We start from the raw sequence: 19,738 nt of genomic DNA on the forward strand, positions 1-19,738 counted from the left end.
CGCATTCCGGATCAGCAAAATCCAACGTCAGCTTTCCGGTGCACTTCCATGAAAGGCTCACCTGCATGGATCTGCCCTTTTTTCAATACCCTGACTTCCATATTCTCCGCAAGGTCCGTGAAGAGGACCGGCGATGCCATGGACGGAACCCGGTCCCCGATCTTCCGGATATCCACCTTTAAAAGCGGCTCTCCCGCCCGCACATGATCCCCGTCGCTCACGAAAGCCTCAAATCCGTCTCCGGACAGGGACACCGTGTCAATCCCGACATGGATCAGCATCTCATGACCGGCATCCGCCCGGAATCCGACGGCATGCTTTGTGGGAAACACAAAGGTCACCTCTCCATCCGCCGGGGCCTGCACGATCCCGTCTGTAGGTACGATCGCCGCACCGTCCCCCATCATGGCTCCGGCAAACGCCTCGTCCGGGACCTCTTCAAGAGGAATGACGGTCCCGGTCATGGGACTTCCGATCACAGTTGACGCATTTTGTGCCTGTTCACGCGCTTCCATATATTCTTCCAGATCCGACTTGATGACAGACACCTGCGGACCATAGATGATCTGGACGCCGTTTCCTTTTTTGATGACGCCGGATGCCCCGGTCGCTTTTAAGATCGTCTCATCCACTTTCTTTTCATCTTTTACAGTACAGCGGAGCCGCGTCGCGCAGCAGTCCACATCAGTGAGGTTGTCCATGCCGCCGAGTCCCCGGAGGATTTTTCCCGAGCGCGACTCCCCGGATCTCTCCGGATTTTTTTCGTTATCATTCTGACTTTGGTGCGGTCCCCCGGCTGTCTCTGCGGGATTCTTTGCTTCTTTTGCTCTATCTTTTTCGTTTTTCGCGTTTTTTGAAACAGTTTTGTTTCTTTTATCCTGTTTCCTCTGCTCCACATCATCTCTCGTATAAAGCTTCGCCGCGGTCCCGCTCTCCCGCCCCGGCGTCTTATAATCGAGTTTCCGGATTACGATCAGGAACACCGCATAATACACGAGGAAATAAAACACACCGATCACCACGATCCAGAGCCATCCGGTCTTTTCATTCCCCTGAAGGATCCCGAACAGAAACAGGTCGATCAGTCCGCCGGAGAATGTCATTCCGACGCCCACGCTGAGCATGTGCATCAGCATGTACGCCAGACCGGCAAATACACAGTGGATCCCATAGAGCAGAGGCGCTGTAAAGAGGAATGTAAACTCCAGCGGTTCCGTGATCCCTGTGAGCATGGAAGTCAGTGCGGCGGAGAGGAACAGCCCCGATACCTCCTTTTTCTTTTCCGGCAGCGCCGCCTGATACATGGCGAGAGCTGCGCCGGGGAGTCCGAAGATCATAAGCGGGAACTTTCCCGCCATGAACCTTGTCGCCTCCACGGAAAATCTCTCCGCTGCGGGATCCGCGAGTTCCGCGAAAAAGATGTTCTGGGCGCCTTCCACGACTTTCCCGCCGATCTCCATGGACCCGCCGACCGCTGTCTGCCAGAATGGGATGTAAAACACATGGTGCAGACCAAACGGGATCAGCGCCCGCTCCACAAAGCCGTAAAACCAAGTTCCCGGGTAACCGGAGCGGAGCACGAACCGGCCGACTCCGGAGATCGCCGTCTGGACCGGCGGCCAGACAAAGTACATGAGGATCCCCACGAGAACGTAAAACAGGGCGCACACGATCGGGACAAACCGCGTTCCGCCGAAAAACGAGAGCACCTGGGGAAGCTCGATCTTATAATACCGGTTGTGGAGCCATGCCGTCCCAAGCCCCACGAGGATCCCGCCGAACACTCCCATCTGCAGGGACCAGATCCCCGCGACCATGGCGCCGGCGCCCTCTTTCAGGGAATCCGCTCCGCCGTTTACTTCGATCATCGCTCCGATCGCAGCATGCATGACGAGGAACGAGATGACCGCCGCTAACGCTGCAACTTCCTTCTCCTTCTTTGCCATCCCGATCGCAACACCCATGGCAAAGAGGATCGGGAGATTTGTGAACACGATGTCCCCGGCCCGGCTCATGACCATGAACAGTGCGTTCCAGAAGGTTCCCGGTCCCATGATCCTCGTCAGCCCGTATGCCTTGAGCATCGTGACATTTGAGAATGAACCGCCGATACCGAGCAAAAGTCCCGCCGCCGGAAGCAGCGCGATCGGCAGCATGAACGATCTCCCGATCCTCTGAAGGACACCAAAGACCTGATCTTTCATGAATCTCACCCTTTCGTTTTCTGTTAGTTTTGCAGGCAGTGCCTTATTACTCTGATTATTATGGGGAGATTCTTAAGATTTTATCCATGACCTCTCTCTGAATTTTCCTCTTCTCCCGGTACATCCGGATCTTTCATCCCGTAGACTCTCGTCCACTCTTTAGTCCCTTCCACCTTCACAGTCTCGCTCTGATTCAGCCGCAGGAACTTCACGATCTCGTAGCAGTCAATCCAGATCTCGTTGTTTCCCTCTTTCTGGGATTCATCGAAGATGAGCTGGATCCCGAAGTGCAGGTGCGGAGTTGTGATGTTGTTGGTGTTCTCCGTGGTGCTGTATCCGGTCCTGCCCAGGTATCCGATCACATCTCCCGCCGTCACGATACTGCCCTCTTTGAGATTTGACTGGTATGGGTAATTCTGGCGCAGATGGGCGTAATAATAGTACCGTTTTTTATCGAAACTCCGGATCCCGATCCGCCATCCGCCGTACTGGTTCCAGCCAAGTGCCTCCACATATCCGGATTCCACCGCGATCACCGGCGTCCCCACCTGCCCCATCATGTCATGACCCAGGTGTTTTCTCTTGAATCCGTAGGATCGGGATGCACCGAAATCGTCGAAATCACTGTACGGGAAGTTTTTCGCGATCGGTGAGAATGCTTTCAGACCATATTTTCTGAGCCAGACGGTCTTCGCATTTCCATTTTCACCCGTTCCGCTCTGTGTGAGGTCTTCCGGCGCCTCCGTCTCCTGCTCAAAATATCCGACCATCCCGTCGAGGACTGCACCGTATGCCTCCCGGTAATAGGCATAGTATTTCATGTCCTTCGTGAGCTCCTCCATCGTCATCCCGGACTTCAGTTTTTCCGTCACCGCGTCGAGATCTGCCTGCCGGAACCGCTCGAAATCCCCGCCGTATTTTGCTCCGAGATATGCAAGCAGTTCCACCCAGTTCAGATGGACATCCTCCTGGATACTTCCCATGTCCAGACGGAATGCTTTCTGCATGACTTCCGCCGGGACGGTAAATTCCACCCAGTGGATATAGTCTTTCTTTTCCCCGCCGCTCTCCTCCATGATCGCATATGTATTCTCCGCCGCCGCTTTCCTGCTCTGGACACACAGGGAAGCCGTCAGGATCAAAAGGATCACAAGCTGCGCTCCGATCACAGCTCCCGATCCCGGATGCATCTTTTTCCCCATGGCAGACACTCCTTCCGTCACTTTTACGCGCACGCGCCTGATGCGCCTGCATACACATCAGTGTATGCGGACAGGCAGAAGAATATGCGCAGTGGACACGCTGGCAAGAATCACAGAAAAAGCTCTGGATGATATGGAAGAACTAAACAATAAAAAAAGACGAAACCACCCAGATCATCAAAAATCAGGTGTCTTCGTCTTTTTATCAGCGCTTATTTACAGCTCCCCGCGCCGGATCTTCAGCACTTCCTCCACCGCGAGCTTTACATATTCTCCCATCGAAACGTCCCTGCAGCCCACAACAAAATGCTGGCAGCGGTTCACCGGGATCAGAACCTTTTTTGCCGGGCTCTGGCCGATCGCAACGGCCATCTTCGGGGTGATCTCCCCCATCAGGGAGTCCGCGATAACGATCCCCATCGGGCCCACGATGATGTCCGCCGTGCGGCTTGTGACGACCGCCGGGTTTTCTCCCGTCGCACCGGCATCCGCCCCCGCCTTTAACATCGCCGCCGTAGCGATGCTGTTCGTCCCGATTGCCAGGATCTCGTCCTCCGGGCAGCTTTTCTTCAACATTTCCACCAGACCTTTTCCCATCTTTCCGCCCTGGCCGTCAATTACCATGATCGTCATGTATTTCTCCTTCTTTCACCTTCCTGCCATGTTTCAGCACTGCAGGCACAAAGACCTGCCGGAGCGTTCCCGCAGCTCTCCTTACTTTCAATCTTCAGCTGTCTCCAGCTCCTTCAGCCGCTCATACAAAAACGCGTTCACCGGAAGAGAAAGTCCCTCTTCCTCCGCGATCTTTAACATCGTCCCCGCAAACAGCTCCACCTCCGTCGGCCGTCCCGCGAGCACGTCCTGGCACATGGACGTATGTCCATCCGGATTCAGGGTTGCAAGAAGGTCCAGCCAGTAGGAAATGTCCGCCTCCGAAAGATCCACATCCTGAGTGTCCGCCACGCGGAGAACCTCGCGCATGGCCTCGATCATCATGGTCCGCGCCTCTCCCTCTTTCTGGATCAGGCTGTACGGTGCGCCGTAGACTGCCGTCACCTGGTTGACGCCGGTGTTTAACATGAGTTTGTTCCACTGTTCCCTCAGGATATCGTCCGGAACCTGGTAGGAAAGTCCGGTCCGGTCAAACAGATCCGTCACCGCTTTTAACTTCTCATCGCGGCTCTTATCCTTATTTCCGATGGTGATGTAGCCCATATTTTTGTAAGTGACCGCGCTCCCATCCTTTCCAACGTCCATTCCCTGAACGCAGGCATAGAGCACATGATCCGCCCCGTAGACTTCCTCGATCATCCCCTCGCTGGAGATCCCGTTGAGCACCGACAAGAACAGGGTATTCTCCCCGACAAACGGCTTCACGGTCCGGATCGCACTCTCCATTCCCATAAATTTGACGGCAAAGATGATGAGATCTGCCGTCACTGCTTCCGCCGGGGAGCGGTATGTAAATCCGCATTTCTCCCCGTTGCAGCTCATGCCCGTCTTGCGGTATCGTTCCACACGCGTTTCGTCCGCGATAAAAAATACATGCCCATTTCCGAGCTTCTTTGTCAGATGATTTCCGTACATGACGCCGAGCGCGCCCTGTCCGATGATCCCGATCGTCCTGATCTCCATTCCTTAAAACTTCCTTCCCCCGCCGCCGTGGCTGTTTCCACCGTAACTGTGGGTGGATGACCTGCCGCCGCCGGAAAAACTTCCTCCTCCGGAGCCCGGACGGTTATTTTTCTGTGATGCGATCACCTGCTGCGTAATATACGAAGTCAGCAGGGCATCCGCGAGAATATTTCCCATGGTAAACCGGCTGTCACGCCGATAAGAGAGCTTAAAGTTCGCAGCCATCCGCTTATCTTCCCCGTGAAGACTGTAGCTTCTGAGCACAGAGGCCACCGCCGCGCCGCCGCAGACTGCCGCAATGCCGATCGCCAACAGGATCTCATACCATTCCAGATGATGGTAACGGCTGATCTTTCCTGTCTCCGTGTCATAATTGTACTGATCTTTCGAGATCCCGTTCGCATAACACGTTTCCGTATCTGCAAGAAATGCTGAAGCCGCCCCGTAATAATCGGCATCCGATGCATACCCGTAAACATCATCCAGGACGTCCTCGATCCGGCTGTCCGTCATATACCGGATCATCTGTCCGGTCGTGGAAATATAGAGCTCCCGGTTGTCCATGTCGATGAGGAACAGGATTCCCGAATGGTCAGAGCCTGTTCCAAAGCCGCCCTCCGTGTAAAATCCGTCCGCAAACACCTGCGCGGAGTCAGAATTTTCCTCCGTCGTGACGATGACCGCCTCCATCTTCATCTTCTCAGAAAGCGTCTGCGCCTGTCCGGAGAGCTGTTGTTCTTCTTCGTCCGTAAAAAGATCCGCCATATCGTAGACATCGGCATAGTTTTCCGTTCCTTCCGCCATGCGGTACGCGTCCTCACCGGACGCTGCGAAGGCAGTTCCCGAGAGGAAGATCCCAAGGACGCCTGCTGCCAGGAAAACTTTCAGCGATCTTCCTGCCGCTCCCAGAATGCCCCTGTTTTTCCCACTGTTCTTCCCCGTCTTTTCAGTTATCCACTTCATTTTCATCACAGGAACCACCCTCCGATCATCAGGATCGCCGCAACCGGCACAAAGATCTCCAGGAACAGTTTCACAAGCTTTCCTTTTGCGACCGGAAGCTTTCCGCAGATCTTTCCTGTCTGCCCGTTCATCGCAAAGTAATAGAGTTCGTCTTTTCTGGCCTTATCCCTATATGTAAGGATCCACACCGGGAGCAGGGCATACTGCCACTTTGCGTCCCGGATATTTGTGTCACTCTGATCCACGCGGACTGCGGAGTACTGTCCCATCACGTCGTTTTTCAGCTGTTCCACCGTGTACTGCTTTACTTCCTGCTCCACCTCCGGCGTCAGAGCTTCTTTCTCCATATCCCGCTTTTCCGCCTGGAACCCCGAGAGGTATCCCATATCAAACGATTTCAGCTTTTCCATATCGAAGGGCAGAACGCCTTCCACGAGTGCGCTGTTATTTTTCTTTAAGGCATTTCTCGTCACATTTCTGACATCGAGTTCCCCTGCGCGCTCCATCCGGTATTTTTTATGCTCCGTATACCGGATATTTCCTGCAACCCAGGTCCGCTGTTTTTCACCTTCCGCCTGGATCTTTCCGTCCACCTTGCAGCTGTACATCAGGTACGGGAAATACACGCCGGAGAACTTCTCGATCTGACTTTTTGAGAAAAAGTCATCCGGGATATATTTTTTCTTTTTGATCCAGTCAAGGAAGATCCCCGTCGCCTGTTTCTTATCCATCGCAAACGGGATCACATAGTCCGGCAGGAATTCCCCGGAAAGCTTTCCGGAGAGGACGACCGGGTTGTGGCAGTAATAGCAGAACGTCGCCGCTGTCGTGGCATCCGTCACGACCTCCGCACCGCAGCTCGGACAAATGTAGACGAGAGCGTCCTCTTTCTGATCTGTGCTGCCTGCACGGCCACTCTGTGCCATATCGGATATTTGATCTGCACCTGTTTCGGTGCCTGCTTTCGCATTAACCCCGCTTTCTGCCTGTGCCTCCGTTCCCGCTGTCCCGGAGGTATCACTCCCATCCTGCACACCGCTGGTCTCTGTTGAACTCAGAGCCGCGGCTTTCATCTCTTCCTCCGTAAATTCTGACATGCAGAACTCACAGCAGAATTTCTGCTTTTTCGGATCAAAGACCACTGAGCCGCCGCAGTTGGGGCATTTATAATTTACAAGTGCCATCTCTTTTTCCCCCTGTATCTGGCATAACTCCCGGACTGTCATTCCGAAACAATCCGGGAGCTGATTCTTTTATGGTCTCGGCTTTCCGCAGTTCGCACAGAAGTTTCCTTTATTTTCCTGACCGCAGGAGCAGGTCCAGACAGCGTCCGGGCGCTTCTTTCCGCAGTTTGAACAGAAATTGCCCGTATTTACCTGTCCGCAGGAGCAGGTCCAGGAACCGCTCTCCTCCGGCTTCTTCTTTCCGCAGTTGGAGCAGAAGTTTCCGGTATTTCCCTCCTGACCACAGGAGCAGGTCCAGCCGGATAACGGCGCCATCTTTGCCGGTCCGCCGGATGTCTGCGGAGCCTGGGCAGCCATATTGGAAGCACCCTGCTGTCCCTGGGCAGCTGCCATGTCAAACAGTCCCTGGGCATTAAATCCGCCGTTCTGTGCAGCCATGTTCATTCCGGCGAACGCCATCATCGGACCGGTCGAAGTGTTTTTCGCCGCACTCTGCATCGCCTCCGCCTGTGCATTTACGAGCTGCGCTGCCGCCATTCCAGGGTTGCGGAATGTCGCATTTCTCTGCAGCTCCTTGATCATCTTCTCGTCTTCCTCGGAGGCTTTCACGGAGCTCACTCCGATCTTGCTCACCGTGATCCCGTAGACATCGTCCCAGCTGTCGGAGAGGATCTCACGGAGCGCATTTGCAAGCTCCACCGTATGCCCCGGAAGTGCGCTGTAGCGGACTCCCATCCCGGAAATCTTTGCGAATGCCGGCTGCAGGGCTGTCAGGAGCTCGCTGCGAAGCTGGGAATCAATCTTGTCTCTCGTATAATCTTCCTCGATGTTTCCGCAGATGTTCTTATAAAAGAGGATCGGATCCACCATCCGGTAGGAATATTCGCCGTGGCAGCGGATCGCAATATCCATGTCGAGACCGATGTTCTGGTCCACCACGCGGAACGGGACTGCATTCGCCGTGCCGTACTTGTTTCCGACGATCTCCTTTGTATTAAAGAAGTAGACTCTCTGGTCTCTCGCCGTGTCACCGCCCATCGTGAAACGCTTTCCGAACTGCTTAAAGCTGTCCCCGATGCTCTTTCCGAGATTTCCGTAGAAAATACTCGGCTCCGCGGAGGTATCGTACACAAACTCTCCGGCTTCCGCGCAGACCTCAACGATCGCTCCCTGATCCACGATCATCATGCACTGTCCCTCATTGACCGCGATGATGGATCCGTTGGAGATCAGGTTGTCACTGTTTTTTGTGTTATAGCTTCTATTTGACTTTCTGTTTTCCCCTTTTTTGACAAGGACATCCGGTTCCATTGCCGGACAGTAGAAATACTCGCGCCAGGAATCTTCCAGCACGCTCTTTAACGCGCCGACACCAACCTTTAAAATACCCATATCCCATGTTCTCCTTTTTATTGTCTGTGTTCTTTCAGAAAGCGGATCTCTTCTGCATATCCCGGAAGCTCATTCGGAGTCTCCAGACAGAACGGCAGATCGCGCAGCGCCGGGTGGTTGATCACCCTGACAAGCGCCTCCGCACCGATCTCGCCTTCCCCGATCCGTGCGTGGCGGTCCTTTCCGGCTCCCCGCACATTCATGCTGTCGTTCAAATGGACCGCTTTCAGACGGTCGAGACCCACGATCCGGTCAAACTCCGCCAGCACGCCGTCAAGATCATTTACAATGTCATACCCGGCATCCCAGACATGACACGTATCCATGCATACTCCCATCTTATCAGAAAGTTCGACTCTGTCAAGAATTTCCCGAAGCTCCTCAAAGCTTCTCCCGACCTCGCTCCCCTTTCCGGCCATCGTCTCGAGGAGTACCGTCGTGTGGAGATCCGGACGCAGGATCTCATTCAACATTTCTGCGATATAAGTGATCCCAGCTTCCACGCCCTGTTTTACATGGCTTCCGGGATGAAAATTGTAGAGATTTCCCGGGATCGCCTCCATGCGCTCCAGGTCATCCGCCATGGTCCGCTTCGCGAAATCACGGATCTTTTCGTCCGCTGAGCAGCCGTTTAATGTATACGGAGCATGGGCCACCAGTGTTCCGATCCCCAGCTCTTCCTTTAATTTTAAAAATGCCTGGATATCCTCATGGTCGAGCGGCTTTGCACTTCCGCCCCGTGGATTTCTCGTGAAAAACTGGAACGTCGTCGCTCCGATCTTTTCCGCGTCCTTTCCCATCGCGAGGAACCCCTTCGCAGAGGAGAGATGGCATCCGATATAAAACATTCCTGTTACCTCCACATGAATTTTTTCTCTCTGACTGTTCCGCCCGTAAAAAGTAACTCAGCGGGTACTCTGAAGATCAGCCTTTTTCTGTCTTCTCACCGGTTCCAGGAAAAAGACGGCTCCCCATATGAAGATCGCCGACAGGACAAGCTGCAGGATGAGGCTAAAGAAGACCCAGTGATCCGTGATCAGATTCCCAGCCTGACTTCCGAGAAAGTTCCGGATCTTAAAGTTTCCTCCGCCTCCCGCAACCTGGCCTTCCAGGATCTGCGCGAACGTGATCGCCGGATTCGCGAGCAGCAGATAGACGGCCGCCCCGGAAGTCGGCTCAGGGATCGTCTCCCCCGCCCCCAGCACCATCATATTGATCTCCGTCTCCGAGATCCTCAGCAGGAACACATTCAGCATGTACGTCCCCACCACGAGGACCAGCATGATCCCGTAGGTGATGACATTCGAAAATGTCGAGCGCTTCATCAACGAAGAAGCGAAGATTCCAAGACTTCCGCAGTACAATGCAACGGTCACATAGCTGAACAGCAGCAGGAAGAGATCCTGCGAACTGATGCTCCCATAGATGAAGGTCAGCATCAGGACCGGAATACTCGAGAACACGAGGATCATCAGATGCGTGAACGCCGACGCGAGTTTTCCGATCACAATGTCGACCGGGCGGATCTTTGTCGTAAACATCAGCTCCAGCGTGTGGCGTTCCCGCTCCCCGCTGATGCTGGCCGACGTCAGCGCCGGCATGATGAACATCAGCATCATAAACTCCAGGGCAGCCACAAACGTGTAGAGCTGTAAAAAATTCTCATAGGTGACGGATCCGCTCACCTTTACCTGCGCGATGCTCTGGTACATGTTTAAGAGCGCCACCAGAGCCAGGATCCCGTTAAAGATCATGATGATGAGCGGGATCCGGAAACTTCTCGACCGGACCAGCATTTCCCTCTTATAGACCGGATTATTCTTCACTCGTCATCACCACCTTTTCCATATCATGATCCGTGATCTGCATGAAGATGCTCTCCAGGTCCCCCTGTTCTCTCCAGAATCCGCAGATCCCGATGTTATGCGCTACCAGTTTTGCGAGAAGCATCGCTTCCGCGTCCTTTCCGCCGTGGAATCCCACGACGAGGTCGTTTCCTTCCACCGTGATCGTCCGGACCTCCGGCTCTGCCCTGAGAAACTGTACCGCCTCCCGGACATTCTCGACAACCTGGACACGGATCGGGTTCGAATCATTAACCTGCTTTAAGATATCCCCCATGTTTCCGGACAGAACGATCTTTCCGGCATCAATGATCCCGATATCGGTACACATCTGCGCCAACTCCGAGAGGATATGGGAGCTCACAAGGATCGTCTTTCCCTCCGCGCACAGCTCCTTTAAGAGCTCCTTGAATTCCACACGCGCTCTCGGGTCCATCCCGGAGGTCGGCTCGTCCAGGATCAGAAGCTTCGGATCGTGGATCATTGCGCGGGCCAGACAGAGCCGCTGCTTCATTCCGCGCGAAAGACTGTCCACGAAAAAGTCTTCCTTATCCGCAAGCTTTACCTGTTCCAGGAGGTTTGTACACCGCTCTCTCGCCACCAGGCCGGAAAGCCCGTAACAGGAGGCAAAAAAGTCCATGTATTCCCAGACTTTCAGATTGTCATACAGACCAAATTCATCCGGAACATATCCAAACAGGTCCTTCACCTGGTCCCGGTAGCAGAACGCGTCTTTTCCGTCGATCAGGACAGAGCCTTCATCCGCATTCAGGAGTCCCGTGATGATGCGGATCGCTGTGGTCTTTCCGGCTCCGTTCGGTCCGACAAAGCCGTAAAGCGCCCCCTCCGCAACCTCCATGTCGAGTCCGGAGAGCGCCTCAAAATTGCCAAATTTCTTTTTCAGTCCCTGTATCTTCAGCATCAGTTTTCCCTCCCCGTGACCATCAGGAGCGGAAGTGCCTGACTGGTTCCATTCTTCGCGTCATTCCCGCCGGAATAGCGAACCGTGATCTTCCCGTCCGCGGCAATGTAATCACTCAGTTCCTCTCTCGTAAAATCCTGTTTCCGGATATCGACCGGATCGTAGGTTCCCGTCTTCTCATTATAGAATGACGCTTCTCCGGAAAAGCGGTCGATATAGGAATATCTCGCATCCTCGAAAAACTGCTCCGAAACAGGCAGGAAGGAATATCTCCCGATCTGAATATCCGTTCCCGGATCATATTCCACGATCACCGGATCCGTTCCGTACAGGACCATGGCATTTCCGTAGCTGACGCCCATTCCGGTACTCACAGACGGCTCCGCCATCTGACCACAGCGGTAGATCTCCCCGTCCTTTCCCATCTGACAGCTCACCGGTTCCGTATAGAACGTCTTTCCGTCCTGGTTGTCAGCAGGGATTCCGGCCGATCCCGCGTAGGATGACGGAATAAAGCCGCCGAGTCGGACTTCCGGGTTATATCTGGAATAATAATGATCCGCAAAATATCCTCCGAGACCGGATTTCTGAATATTTTCCATGTACTCCTCGTTCGAATTGTCCGCGCGGTCCGGATAGCCGCAGACCCGATCCGCGAGCAGCCATGTCATTCCGACCGGCCATACCAGAAGCTTCTCATTCTCCAGTTCGATCCTCTGTCCCGGCTCCAGATCGCCCAGGATCACGACCTGTCCGTAGAGATAGACCGCCGCATTTTCCAGCTTCACAGGCAGATGATTCTCAACATAACCGCTGATCTTTCCGCCCGATACCGTGAGACTGGCATCCGTTTTGCCCTGCATCTCTGTCTCCCGTTCCAGAAGAAAATACCGGGAGTCAAACGCTTTTGATCTTCTGCTGAAGATCACGGTGTCATCCGCCTCTTTCCGGATCCCAATCGCAGCCTGAATGTTCTTTTCAAAGTTCTCCACGCGGACCGTATCATACCGTCCGCTCCTTGTCAGCGGGGAGACCCGGTAGTCCGGCGTGAGCTTCACGGAAAATCCGCTGCTGTCCGGCGTCCGGATATTTAAGAATGTCTTCTCACGGACGGTATCGTTCTCCGCATCCAGGATCGTCGCACTTGTACAGAACTCACTCGTGAATCTCGTCTTTCCTCCCATCGCCCAGATCACAACGCAGGCTGCTGCCGAAAAGACAAGCAAAGAACCGCCGTAATACCTGTTCAGTCCTTTTCTTTTCAGCATCAGATAGAGACCCGGCCCCGCGATGACCAGATATCCAAAGATCACAAAGCCGTAGAGGACAAGGTTCGGAAGCCGCTTCGCATTTCCTCCGCTCACAAGATTCTGGGCATTCCAGTAGCCGGCATCCCGGCCATAGGAATAGTAATAGATCCTGTTCAGTTCTTCCTCCCGGAACACCTCCCCGAGAAACCAGGCCGCGTAGGAAGGATTTCGTTTCACGAAGCCGGTAATCTCCGAAAGATCGATCCCCAGAACGCCGATCCGTCCGTTTCCGCAGCTCATGATCTTTAAGAGCGGGGTCCCGTCTGTGACCATCCGTTCCGAAGCACCCGGAATCTCCGCCTGCGCGTAGTTTAAGCGCACCTCAGATTCTGCCGGATTCTGATCCGCGTACTCGGTTCCCATTCCGATCCACACGGTCTTCGCGTCCTCCAGCGTGATATCCGTCTGCATTTCACTCAGGAGTTCCAGTGTTTTCCCGCCGTTTTTTCCGGTGCCGAGGATCAGGGTACCACCGTCGCTCACCCAGTCCGCCACGGCCTCTTTCTGTGCCTGGTCAAGAGTCCCGCAGTCGATCCCGTTTACAATGAGCAGGTCGAACATCGAAAGTCCTCTCGGGTCATCCGGAAAGTCCTCCTTCGCGATCTCGACCGTTTTCGACTGGACCATCCCGTAATTCAGACCGACTCCGTCGAGCCAGTTTAAGTTTCCCGGTCTGTTTTCGATAACTCCCGCAAGGAGACGGCTCTCTTCCTTTGAAACGTCAAAATCCATGGAGGTTTCCCCCATGGTCCTGTTTTTCGCGTCTTTTAATGTCAGATAGATCCTGCCGTTTTTCTGCCCCAGCGGGACGTAGAGCTCCATGTTCTTTGTCTCCGCAGGCGAAACCTCGACCGACCAGGAATATTCATACGGTTCCGCCGTCCCGTTGTTTACGCTCTCCAGCGTCGACACGGTAAGAGTCCCCTGAAACGCACTCTCCGACTGGCCGTAGAGGCGGATCTTTAACGGGACAAAACTCCCGAGCCTGGCCGTCTTCCCATACACGGCCGTGATGTCCAGAGCGACCGGAGCTTTCGCCTGTTCTTCCTGATCCAGGCTGACTCCGTAGAGTTCCGAATCCCCGGCAAAAGCGGGAAAGCTGTCCGCCGTCACAAGGACGGCAGCCATACACCCAAAAAGCAGATATTTTTTCGTCTGATTCATATATTTCCCCTGATATTCCTAGCGTGAAGCATTGCCTGCAAAATTTTCCTTATTCACATCAAAATCCACCTTCAGCTTTACGGTGAACACCGTTCCGTTCAAGTCACTGGCCACGCTGATCGTTCCGCCATGCATGTCCACGATGCTCTTTGCAATGGCGAGTCCCAGACCGGTTCCTCCGGTCTTTGATGAGCGGGACTGCTCCACGCGGTAAAATTTATTGAAGATCAGCGGCAGCTCCTCCGCCGGGATCACATAGCCGTAGTTCGTGACGGACACCGTGACTATATCGTCCTTCGCGAGCACCTGGACCAGGACTTTCTTTCCTTCGGCCCCGTATTTGATCGCGTTGTTGATCAGGTTGTCGAAAAGTCTCGCGAGGAGATTTCCGTCCGCCGTGATCACCTGGGACGGGACATTGCTCTTTAACTCGTAAGTCAGGTCCTTATCCATAAAACTCGGATAAAATTCCTCCAAAAGCTGCCCGAGAAGCTTAACGATGTCCACTTTTCCGACGTTCATGGAAATCCTGCCGTAGTTCATCTTCGTAAAACCGAAGAGATCTTCGATCAGTTTTTCCAGGCGTTTTGCCTTCACATAGGCGATATCGATATACTTTTTCTGCATCTCCTGGCTGATCGCCGGTCCGGAGGAGAGAAGCTCCAGATAGCCGATGATGGACGTGAGCGGTGTCCGAAGGTCATGGGCGACGTTCGTGATCAGCTCATTCTTCGTCCGCTCCGATTCGCGCTCCTTATCCATAAGCTTCCGGATATCTGCTTCCATCCTGTTCAGATTGGATGCCATTGCAGAGAATTCATCGTCTCCCACGACCTCGATCTGGGTATTCAGATCGCCTTCGGAGATGTTCTGGATCGCCATCGCGATCTTTCCGATGTATTTCATCGTCTTTCTCTCAAGCAGCAGAAGCGTGAGGGAAAAGACTCCGATCCCGATGAGGACATAGAGGATCGTCGTGATCGTCCCCATCCGGAAGATCTGGAAGATCATCATATTCGCGTACCTGGTCTGGTCCAGATATGCCAGCAGAAGGTTGATATTCATGATCAGGAACGCGTCCACCAGACATGCGATCAGAGCGCTGTAAAAGATATTGACCGCGATCTGCGTGTAAAAGTTTCTGCTCCAGTCACTTTTCAATTTTGTATCCTACCCCCCAGACCGTCGTGATGATCTTATCCTGTCTCGTGTCTTCTTTCATCTTTCCGCGCAGTCTCCGGATATGTACCATGACGGTATTGTTTGCTTCGTATACTTTTTCGTTCCACACCTTCTCAAAGATTTCATCCGTGCTGAACACGCGGCCCGGATTCGACGCGAGAAGGTACAGGATATCGAACTCGATCGGAGTCAGCTTGATCTCCTCCCCGTACACGATGACCTTGTGGTTGTCTTTGTTGATCGAGAGTCCGCGGATCGTGATCTCGTTCTTTGCCGCCTTTCCGGTATTGCTGTTCGGGTTTAACTGGGTATAACGGCGGAGCTGGGATTTCACGCGGGCCGTGAGTTCAAGCGGATTGAACGGTTTTACCACATAGTCATCCGCGCCGGTCCCAAGTCCCAGGATCTTGTCGAGATCCGTTGATTTCGCACTCAGCATGATGATCGGGATGTTGTTCGTCTCCCGGATCTTTCTGCACATCTCGAGTCCGTCCATTCCCGGCATCATGATGTCCAGGAGCACCAGATGGATCTCCTCCTTTTCCAGGATCTCCAGTCCCTCTTTCGCATTGTTTGCCTTAAATACTTTATATCCATCGCTGACCAGGTAGATCTCCACAAGGTCCGCGATCTCTTTCTCATCATCCACAACAAGGATTGCGATCTGTTCCATGATTTGTCCTCCTTTTTAGGTTTCTTATGATACCGTATTGTTCCGCACTTCGTGCTCTCACAATACTCAAAAACATTCATAATCCGCTCATTTTTCTGCGAAAAATGGCTGCTTATTCATGTTTTTGGCGGGTCCCAAGGACGGAAATCCTCTTGCAAGCAAGCTTGCATCGGATTTTCGTCCTTTTGACCCTAGTATCATCCTACCATATTTCGACCCTTTTTTCCTTACTTTTTTCTGAAAACTAAGAGGAAGTTTTTACAATTTATGTTACAGTACACGGGCACTCCATGCCCGCGCACTGTAACAGGATTTTGCCGATGCTTCGCATTCCAAATCGGCAAAATCCGCGGCCATAACGGTATCATACGGAATTTTCAGTTCAGAAAATTCCTACCCGTGAAAAGTAACCAATTTATGCCGTATTGCATGTTGTATTCTTCTCGATGAAAAAAGCAGCGGAACTACTCTCAGAGAATAAGTTCCGCTGCTTATCTTTCTTTTTATAATCCCAGCTCCTCAAACACGCCCTTCATGATGATCTTCACAGAACCGTCATCCAGGACTTTGTGGAGTCCGCTGTATTTTAAGAGATCGAAATATCCCATGGAACCGCCAGCTGCGCAGAGTTTGTAGTAGTCTGCCCATGCCGCTTTCCGGTCTTCCTTCATCTTTGTGTAGAACTCAAACGCCCCCATCTGGGCCATCGCGTAGTCCACATAGTAGAACGGATACAAGAAGATGTGCTGCTTCTGCATCCAGAATCCGCCGCCCTCAAGGAATTCGTTGCCGTCATAATCTCTCCACGGCATATAGATCTTTTCCAGGCTGCTCCAGACTGCTCTCCGCTCTATCGCGGTCATCTCCGGATTTTCAAAGACCTTGTGCTGGAATTCATCCACGCAGACCATATACGGGATCTTCATGAGAGCGTCCGCGAGGTGCTCTTTCCGGTACTGCTCCGCGCGGTCCCCGAAGAATTTCTCCATCCAGGGGTAAGTCCAGAGTTCCATGCTCATCGAGTGGATCTCCGCGATCTCACTTGTGGAGTGGCAGAGCTCCGGGATCTTCTGGAATTTTGCCGCTGTGAAACCGGCAAACGCATGGCCCGCCTCGTGGGTCAGGACATTCACATCGGCGTCCGTGCCGTTGAAGTTGGAGAAGATGAACGGTGCATGGTAGAGAGGAAGTGTCGTGCAGTATCCGCCCGCGCGCTTTCCATGTTTCGACTCCAGGTCGAAGAGATCATGTTCGATCATGAAATCGAAAAACTCTCCGCTCTCCTTCGAGAGTTCGCGGTACATCTTCTGAGCCTCACCGACCAGGTATTCCTTATCACCGACCGGGACCGGATTTCCGTCCGGGGAGGTCAGGGACTCATCGTAATAATAGAGATGCGCGATGCCGAGTGCCTCTTTCTGGCGCTCATAGAGCTCCTTCGCAGCCGGGACAATGATCTCCCGCACCTGTTTCCGGAACACTTCCAGGTCTTTCGCCGTATAGTCGAAACGGCGGCGGCGCAGATATCCCATCGGGATAAAGCTCTCAAATCCGAGCTTTTTCGCCATTCCGGAGCGCACCTTCACGAGACCGTCATAGACTTCGTCGAGCTTCGGGGCGATCCCCGCATAGAGCTTCGCCCACGCCTCAAACGCCGCTTTTCTCTCAGTGCGGTCCGTACTCTGCATGTGTTTTAAGAGTCCGTATGTCCCGAGCTGCTCTCCGCGGAAATCCACGGTGGCCGCCGCCTGGGTCTTCATGTACTGGTTGACAAGCTCGGCTTCCTCCACCTGATCGTCCACAATGCACTCGTCGGAGAGCTGTTTCTGCGCTTCCATGTTCTGCAGGAGGATGGAGCCGAATTCTTTCTCCATCTCGCCTTTGAACGGGGATGCCACAATGACCTCTCCCATCTCTTTTTTCAGGATCCCGTATTTCGGCATCTGGCTGTTGAAATATGCCATCTCGCCCTCGTAGAAGCTGTCTAAAAGGTTGATCGTGTTCCGGATATGAGCGACTGTCTTTGCCGTCTCAAGCTCCGTATCCGCCTCCACGAAGTCCATGTAGGCATTTTTAAACTCCTCATAGCTCTTTGCTTCCTTTAACGCTGCGATATCCCCTGATACGCGCGCAAAGACTTTTTCCATGTCCGGACGGACATACTGAAGATCCGCAAATTTTTCCATGATAGTAACCCCTTTCCCAAAATGATGCTGCTTTCCGGTCTGTTCCCCATATTTTACAGACCGCAGCCGGTCCTAGCTGACTGCTACCCCGTTTTTCCGGAGGAATTTCCTTACATTCTCGTCCCATTCATTCTCCAGCGTCCGATCCATGGTAAACTGTTTCATGGACGTCCCCGTAACGCAGATCATCTCGTGGTTTTCATACTGGACATTGATGTAAAGTCCTCCTACCTGATCCGGACTGATCCCCGGAACTCTCCCGGAAACAAACCGGTCTCTTGCCGACGGCGGCATCAGAAATACGATCCGGAAGCTCTCCGGCAGCCGTTTTCCCCTGATCAGGGAGTAGCAGATCGGCTTTAAGCTCTTCCAGGAAGAATATTCTTCGATCCGGTTCTCCTCTAGCTCTTCTTCCGAAAAATATCCCTGACGGATCTTTCCGTCGATGGAAAACCGGTTCCAGGTCACGATCTCCGCTTCCCTGACAAGAAATTTATCAAAGATCTCCCCGATAAAAAGCCCTTCCGTAAATGCTTTCTGCTCTTCGACCTTTAATGCTACCATTGCTTACCTCCATATATTTTTTGCCGTTCCGTAACTGTTCAGCACCCTCACACCTACAGAAACCTCCCCTGGAGCTTTCCTTCGGATGCATGGCAAGTTACGAGCAAAAATCCATTCCAGATCGGCTTCGCCAATGGGATTTTTGCCTCCAATCCTGTGCTTTATTATGGTCAGCGCAGCAAGTGCGCAGACCTACTGAATAGTTACGCCGTTCCGTCTATGTGATCTCACAGTCCGCAAACAGATGCGCAGACCAGAGGGACCGTCATTCCGTCTCCTTACATACCGTCTCAAAGATCTCGAAGAAATCTGCCGATGTCTTCTCCCCGTCTGTGATGGAAAGATTTTTCCACAGACTGTCATCCTTCGCGAGATGGACCTTCGCCGCGTACTCCGAGTATGTCTCATAGAACGCCTCGTTCTTCTTCTCCCGGACCATCTCTTCCTTCCGGATCTTCGTCGCGGCCTCATCGTAATCGCTCACGCAGCGCAGAATATAATATTTTCCGTCTGCCCCGATCACATCGCTGATCTCCCCGGAAGCCAGCGCGTAAGCGGCCTGCTCATATTCTTCTGACCTCATGCCTCTGGAGATCTTTTTCTCGATCTCCTGGTCCTCGGACACCTCTTTTGCGACCGTCATAAAGTCCGTTCCCTCCGTCCGGACCTTTTTTAAGGTCTCATCCGCCTGATCTTTGTCGGAAAGTACGATCTCATCGACTGTGATGACCTTCGCCTCGCTGTCGCTGACCTCCAGATTGACATTTTCCGTCAGGGTCTCCACCAGTTTTTCCGCTTTCCAGTAGTCCTCATATAAGGATTCTGCCACATCCCGGGTGATCTCGAAGCTGTCCCCGGCGTTTTTCAGATTTTCCATATACTGAGCCGCCGCCTGCTTCACAAGCTCCCGCTCTTTTCCCGAGAGTGTGACGTTCTCCTCGTCGGCCATGCGGCTCATCGTCTTTAATTCCTTTAAAAAATCATGGATCTGGTTTACCAGAGTCTCCTCAAACGTGGTTCCGGACTCGTCCACCGCGACATCCCAGATCTTGTCTGTATATAATTCTTCATAACGGAACCGCTCCGTGGTGACGATCACCATGCTCTCGGCTTTCCCGTACTCTCTTTCACTTTTTCTGCCGGAAAGCAGCGTCTCTTTCACGCCGCATCCGCAGACGATCACTGCCGTGAGGACGACCGCCGCAAGCGTCCTTCCCCACCGGTTCCATTTTCCCATATTTCTGTCCTCAAGCTTATGTTTTCCTGTGTCTCCCGCAACAGGTACGCAGACCTCACAGATCATTGTCTGCAAG

Annotated in this window: 16 protein-coding genes; all 16 read right to left on the bottom strand. The window is 53.2% G+C overall.

Features of this window, described 5'->3' with window-relative positions; translation table 11 throughout:
- Window positions 1-11: 11 nt before the first annotated feature.
- Entirely contained in the window at window positions 12-2,204 is a 2,193-nt protein-coding gene (locus ACXMYH_RS11110; RefSeq protein ID WP_486554908.1) for a PTS sugar transporter subunit IIABC, read from the bottom strand.
- 80 nt (window positions 2,205-2,284) lie between these two features.
- A complete protein-coding gene (locus ACXMYH_RS11115; RefSeq protein WP_329751701.1) occupies window positions 2,285-3,406 on the bottom strand; it encodes a M23 family metallopeptidase in 1,122 nt (373 codons plus the stop codon).
- Between the two features lie 216 nt (window positions 3,407-3,622).
- The gene (locus ACXMYH_RS11120) at window positions 3,623-4,039 is read right to left on the bottom strand and encodes a DUF3842 family protein (RefSeq protein WP_118297066.1); all 417 of its coding nucleotides are present in this window, start codon (window positions 4,037-4,039) and stop codon (window positions 3,623-3,625) included.
- Between the two features lie 87 nt (window positions 4,040-4,126).
- Window positions 4,127-5,041, bottom strand: a complete 915-nt coding sequence (locus ACXMYH_RS11125) for a ketopantoate reductase family protein (protein WP_486554909.1) — start codon at window positions 5,039-5,041, stop codon at window positions 4,127-4,129.
- A 3-nt stretch (window positions 5,042-5,044) separates the two neighbouring features.
- On the bottom strand, window positions 5,045-6,010 hold the full coding sequence (locus ACXMYH_RS11130; protein ID WP_486555859.1) for a TPM domain-containing protein: 966 nt from the start codon (window positions 6,008-6,010) through the stop codon (window positions 5,045-5,047).
- On the bottom strand, window positions 6,010-7,188 hold the full coding sequence (locus ACXMYH_RS11135; RefSeq protein WP_486554910.1) for a TFIIB-type zinc ribbon-containing protein: 1,179 nt from the start codon (window positions 7,186-7,188) through the stop codon (window positions 6,010-6,012). The genes ACXMYH_RS11130 and ACXMYH_RS11135 overlap by 1 nt, the downstream gene beginning before the upstream one ends.
- A gap of 69 nt (window positions 7,189-7,257) precedes the next feature.
- Entirely contained in the window at window positions 7,258-8,580 is a 1,323-nt protein-coding gene (locus ACXMYH_RS11140) for an SPFH domain-containing protein (RefSeq protein ID WP_118603310.1), read from the bottom strand.
- Window positions 8,581-8,597: 17 nt separating this feature from the next.
- On the bottom strand, window positions 8,598-9,428 hold the full coding sequence (locus ACXMYH_RS11145; RefSeq protein ID WP_118297071.1) for a deoxyribonuclease IV: 831 nt from the start codon (window positions 9,426-9,428) through the stop codon (window positions 8,598-8,600).
- 57 nt (window positions 9,429-9,485) lie between these two features.
- On the bottom strand, window positions 9,486-10,406 hold the full coding sequence (locus tag ACXMYH_RS11150) for an ABC transporter permease (RefSeq protein ID WP_486554911.1): 921 nt from the start codon (window positions 10,404-10,406) through the stop codon (window positions 9,486-9,488).
- The gene (locus tag ACXMYH_RS11155; RefSeq protein ID WP_118321126.1) at window positions 10,396-11,346 is read right to left on the bottom strand and encodes an ABC transporter ATP-binding protein; all 951 of its coding nucleotides are present in this window, start codon (window positions 11,344-11,346) and stop codon (window positions 10,396-10,398) included. The genes ACXMYH_RS11150 and ACXMYH_RS11155 overlap by 11 nt, the downstream gene beginning before the upstream one ends.
- On the bottom strand, window positions 11,346-13,820 hold the full coding sequence (locus ACXMYH_RS11160) for a hypothetical protein (RefSeq protein ID WP_486554912.1): 2,475 nt from the start codon (window positions 13,818-13,820) through the stop codon (window positions 11,346-11,348). Before ACXMYH_RS11160 ends, ACXMYH_RS11155 begins: the two co-directional genes overlap by 1 nt.
- Window positions 13,821-13,838: 18 nt before the next feature.
- Window positions 13,839-14,981 (bottom strand): sensor histidine kinase, encoded by a 1,143-nt coding sequence (locus tag ACXMYH_RS11165; RefSeq protein WP_118532873.1) that lies wholly within the window; start codon window positions 14,979-14,981, stop codon window positions 13,839-13,841.
- Window positions 14,971-15,675, bottom strand: coding sequence for a response regulator transcription factor (locus ACXMYH_RS11170; RefSeq protein ID WP_118297076.1), 705 nt, complete (start codon window positions 15,673-15,675; stop codon window positions 14,971-14,973). Before ACXMYH_RS11170 ends, ACXMYH_RS11165 begins: the two co-directional genes overlap by 11 nt.
- Before the next feature lie 503 nt (window positions 15,676-16,178).
- Complete coding sequence (locus ACXMYH_RS11175) at window positions 16,179-17,861, bottom strand: M3 family oligoendopeptidase (protein ID WP_486554913.1); 1,683 nt, start codon at window positions 17,859-17,861, stop codon at window positions 16,179-16,181.
- Window positions 17,862-17,933: 72 nt separating this feature from the next.
- Window positions 17,934-18,425: a DUF5721 family protein gene (locus tag ACXMYH_RS11180; RefSeq protein WP_118321129.1), complete on the bottom strand. Its 492-nt coding sequence runs from the start codon at window positions 18,423-18,425 to the stop codon at window positions 17,934-17,936.
- A gap of 265 nt (window positions 18,426-18,690) precedes the next feature.
- On the bottom strand, window positions 18,691-19,662 hold the full coding sequence (locus ACXMYH_RS11185; protein WP_486554914.1) for a peptidylprolyl isomerase: 972 nt from the start codon (window positions 19,660-19,662) through the stop codon (window positions 18,691-18,693).
- Between the last annotated feature and the right edge of the window lie 76 nt (window positions 19,663-19,738).

Source organism: Pilosibacter sp. NGB245, from assembly GCF_057397225.1.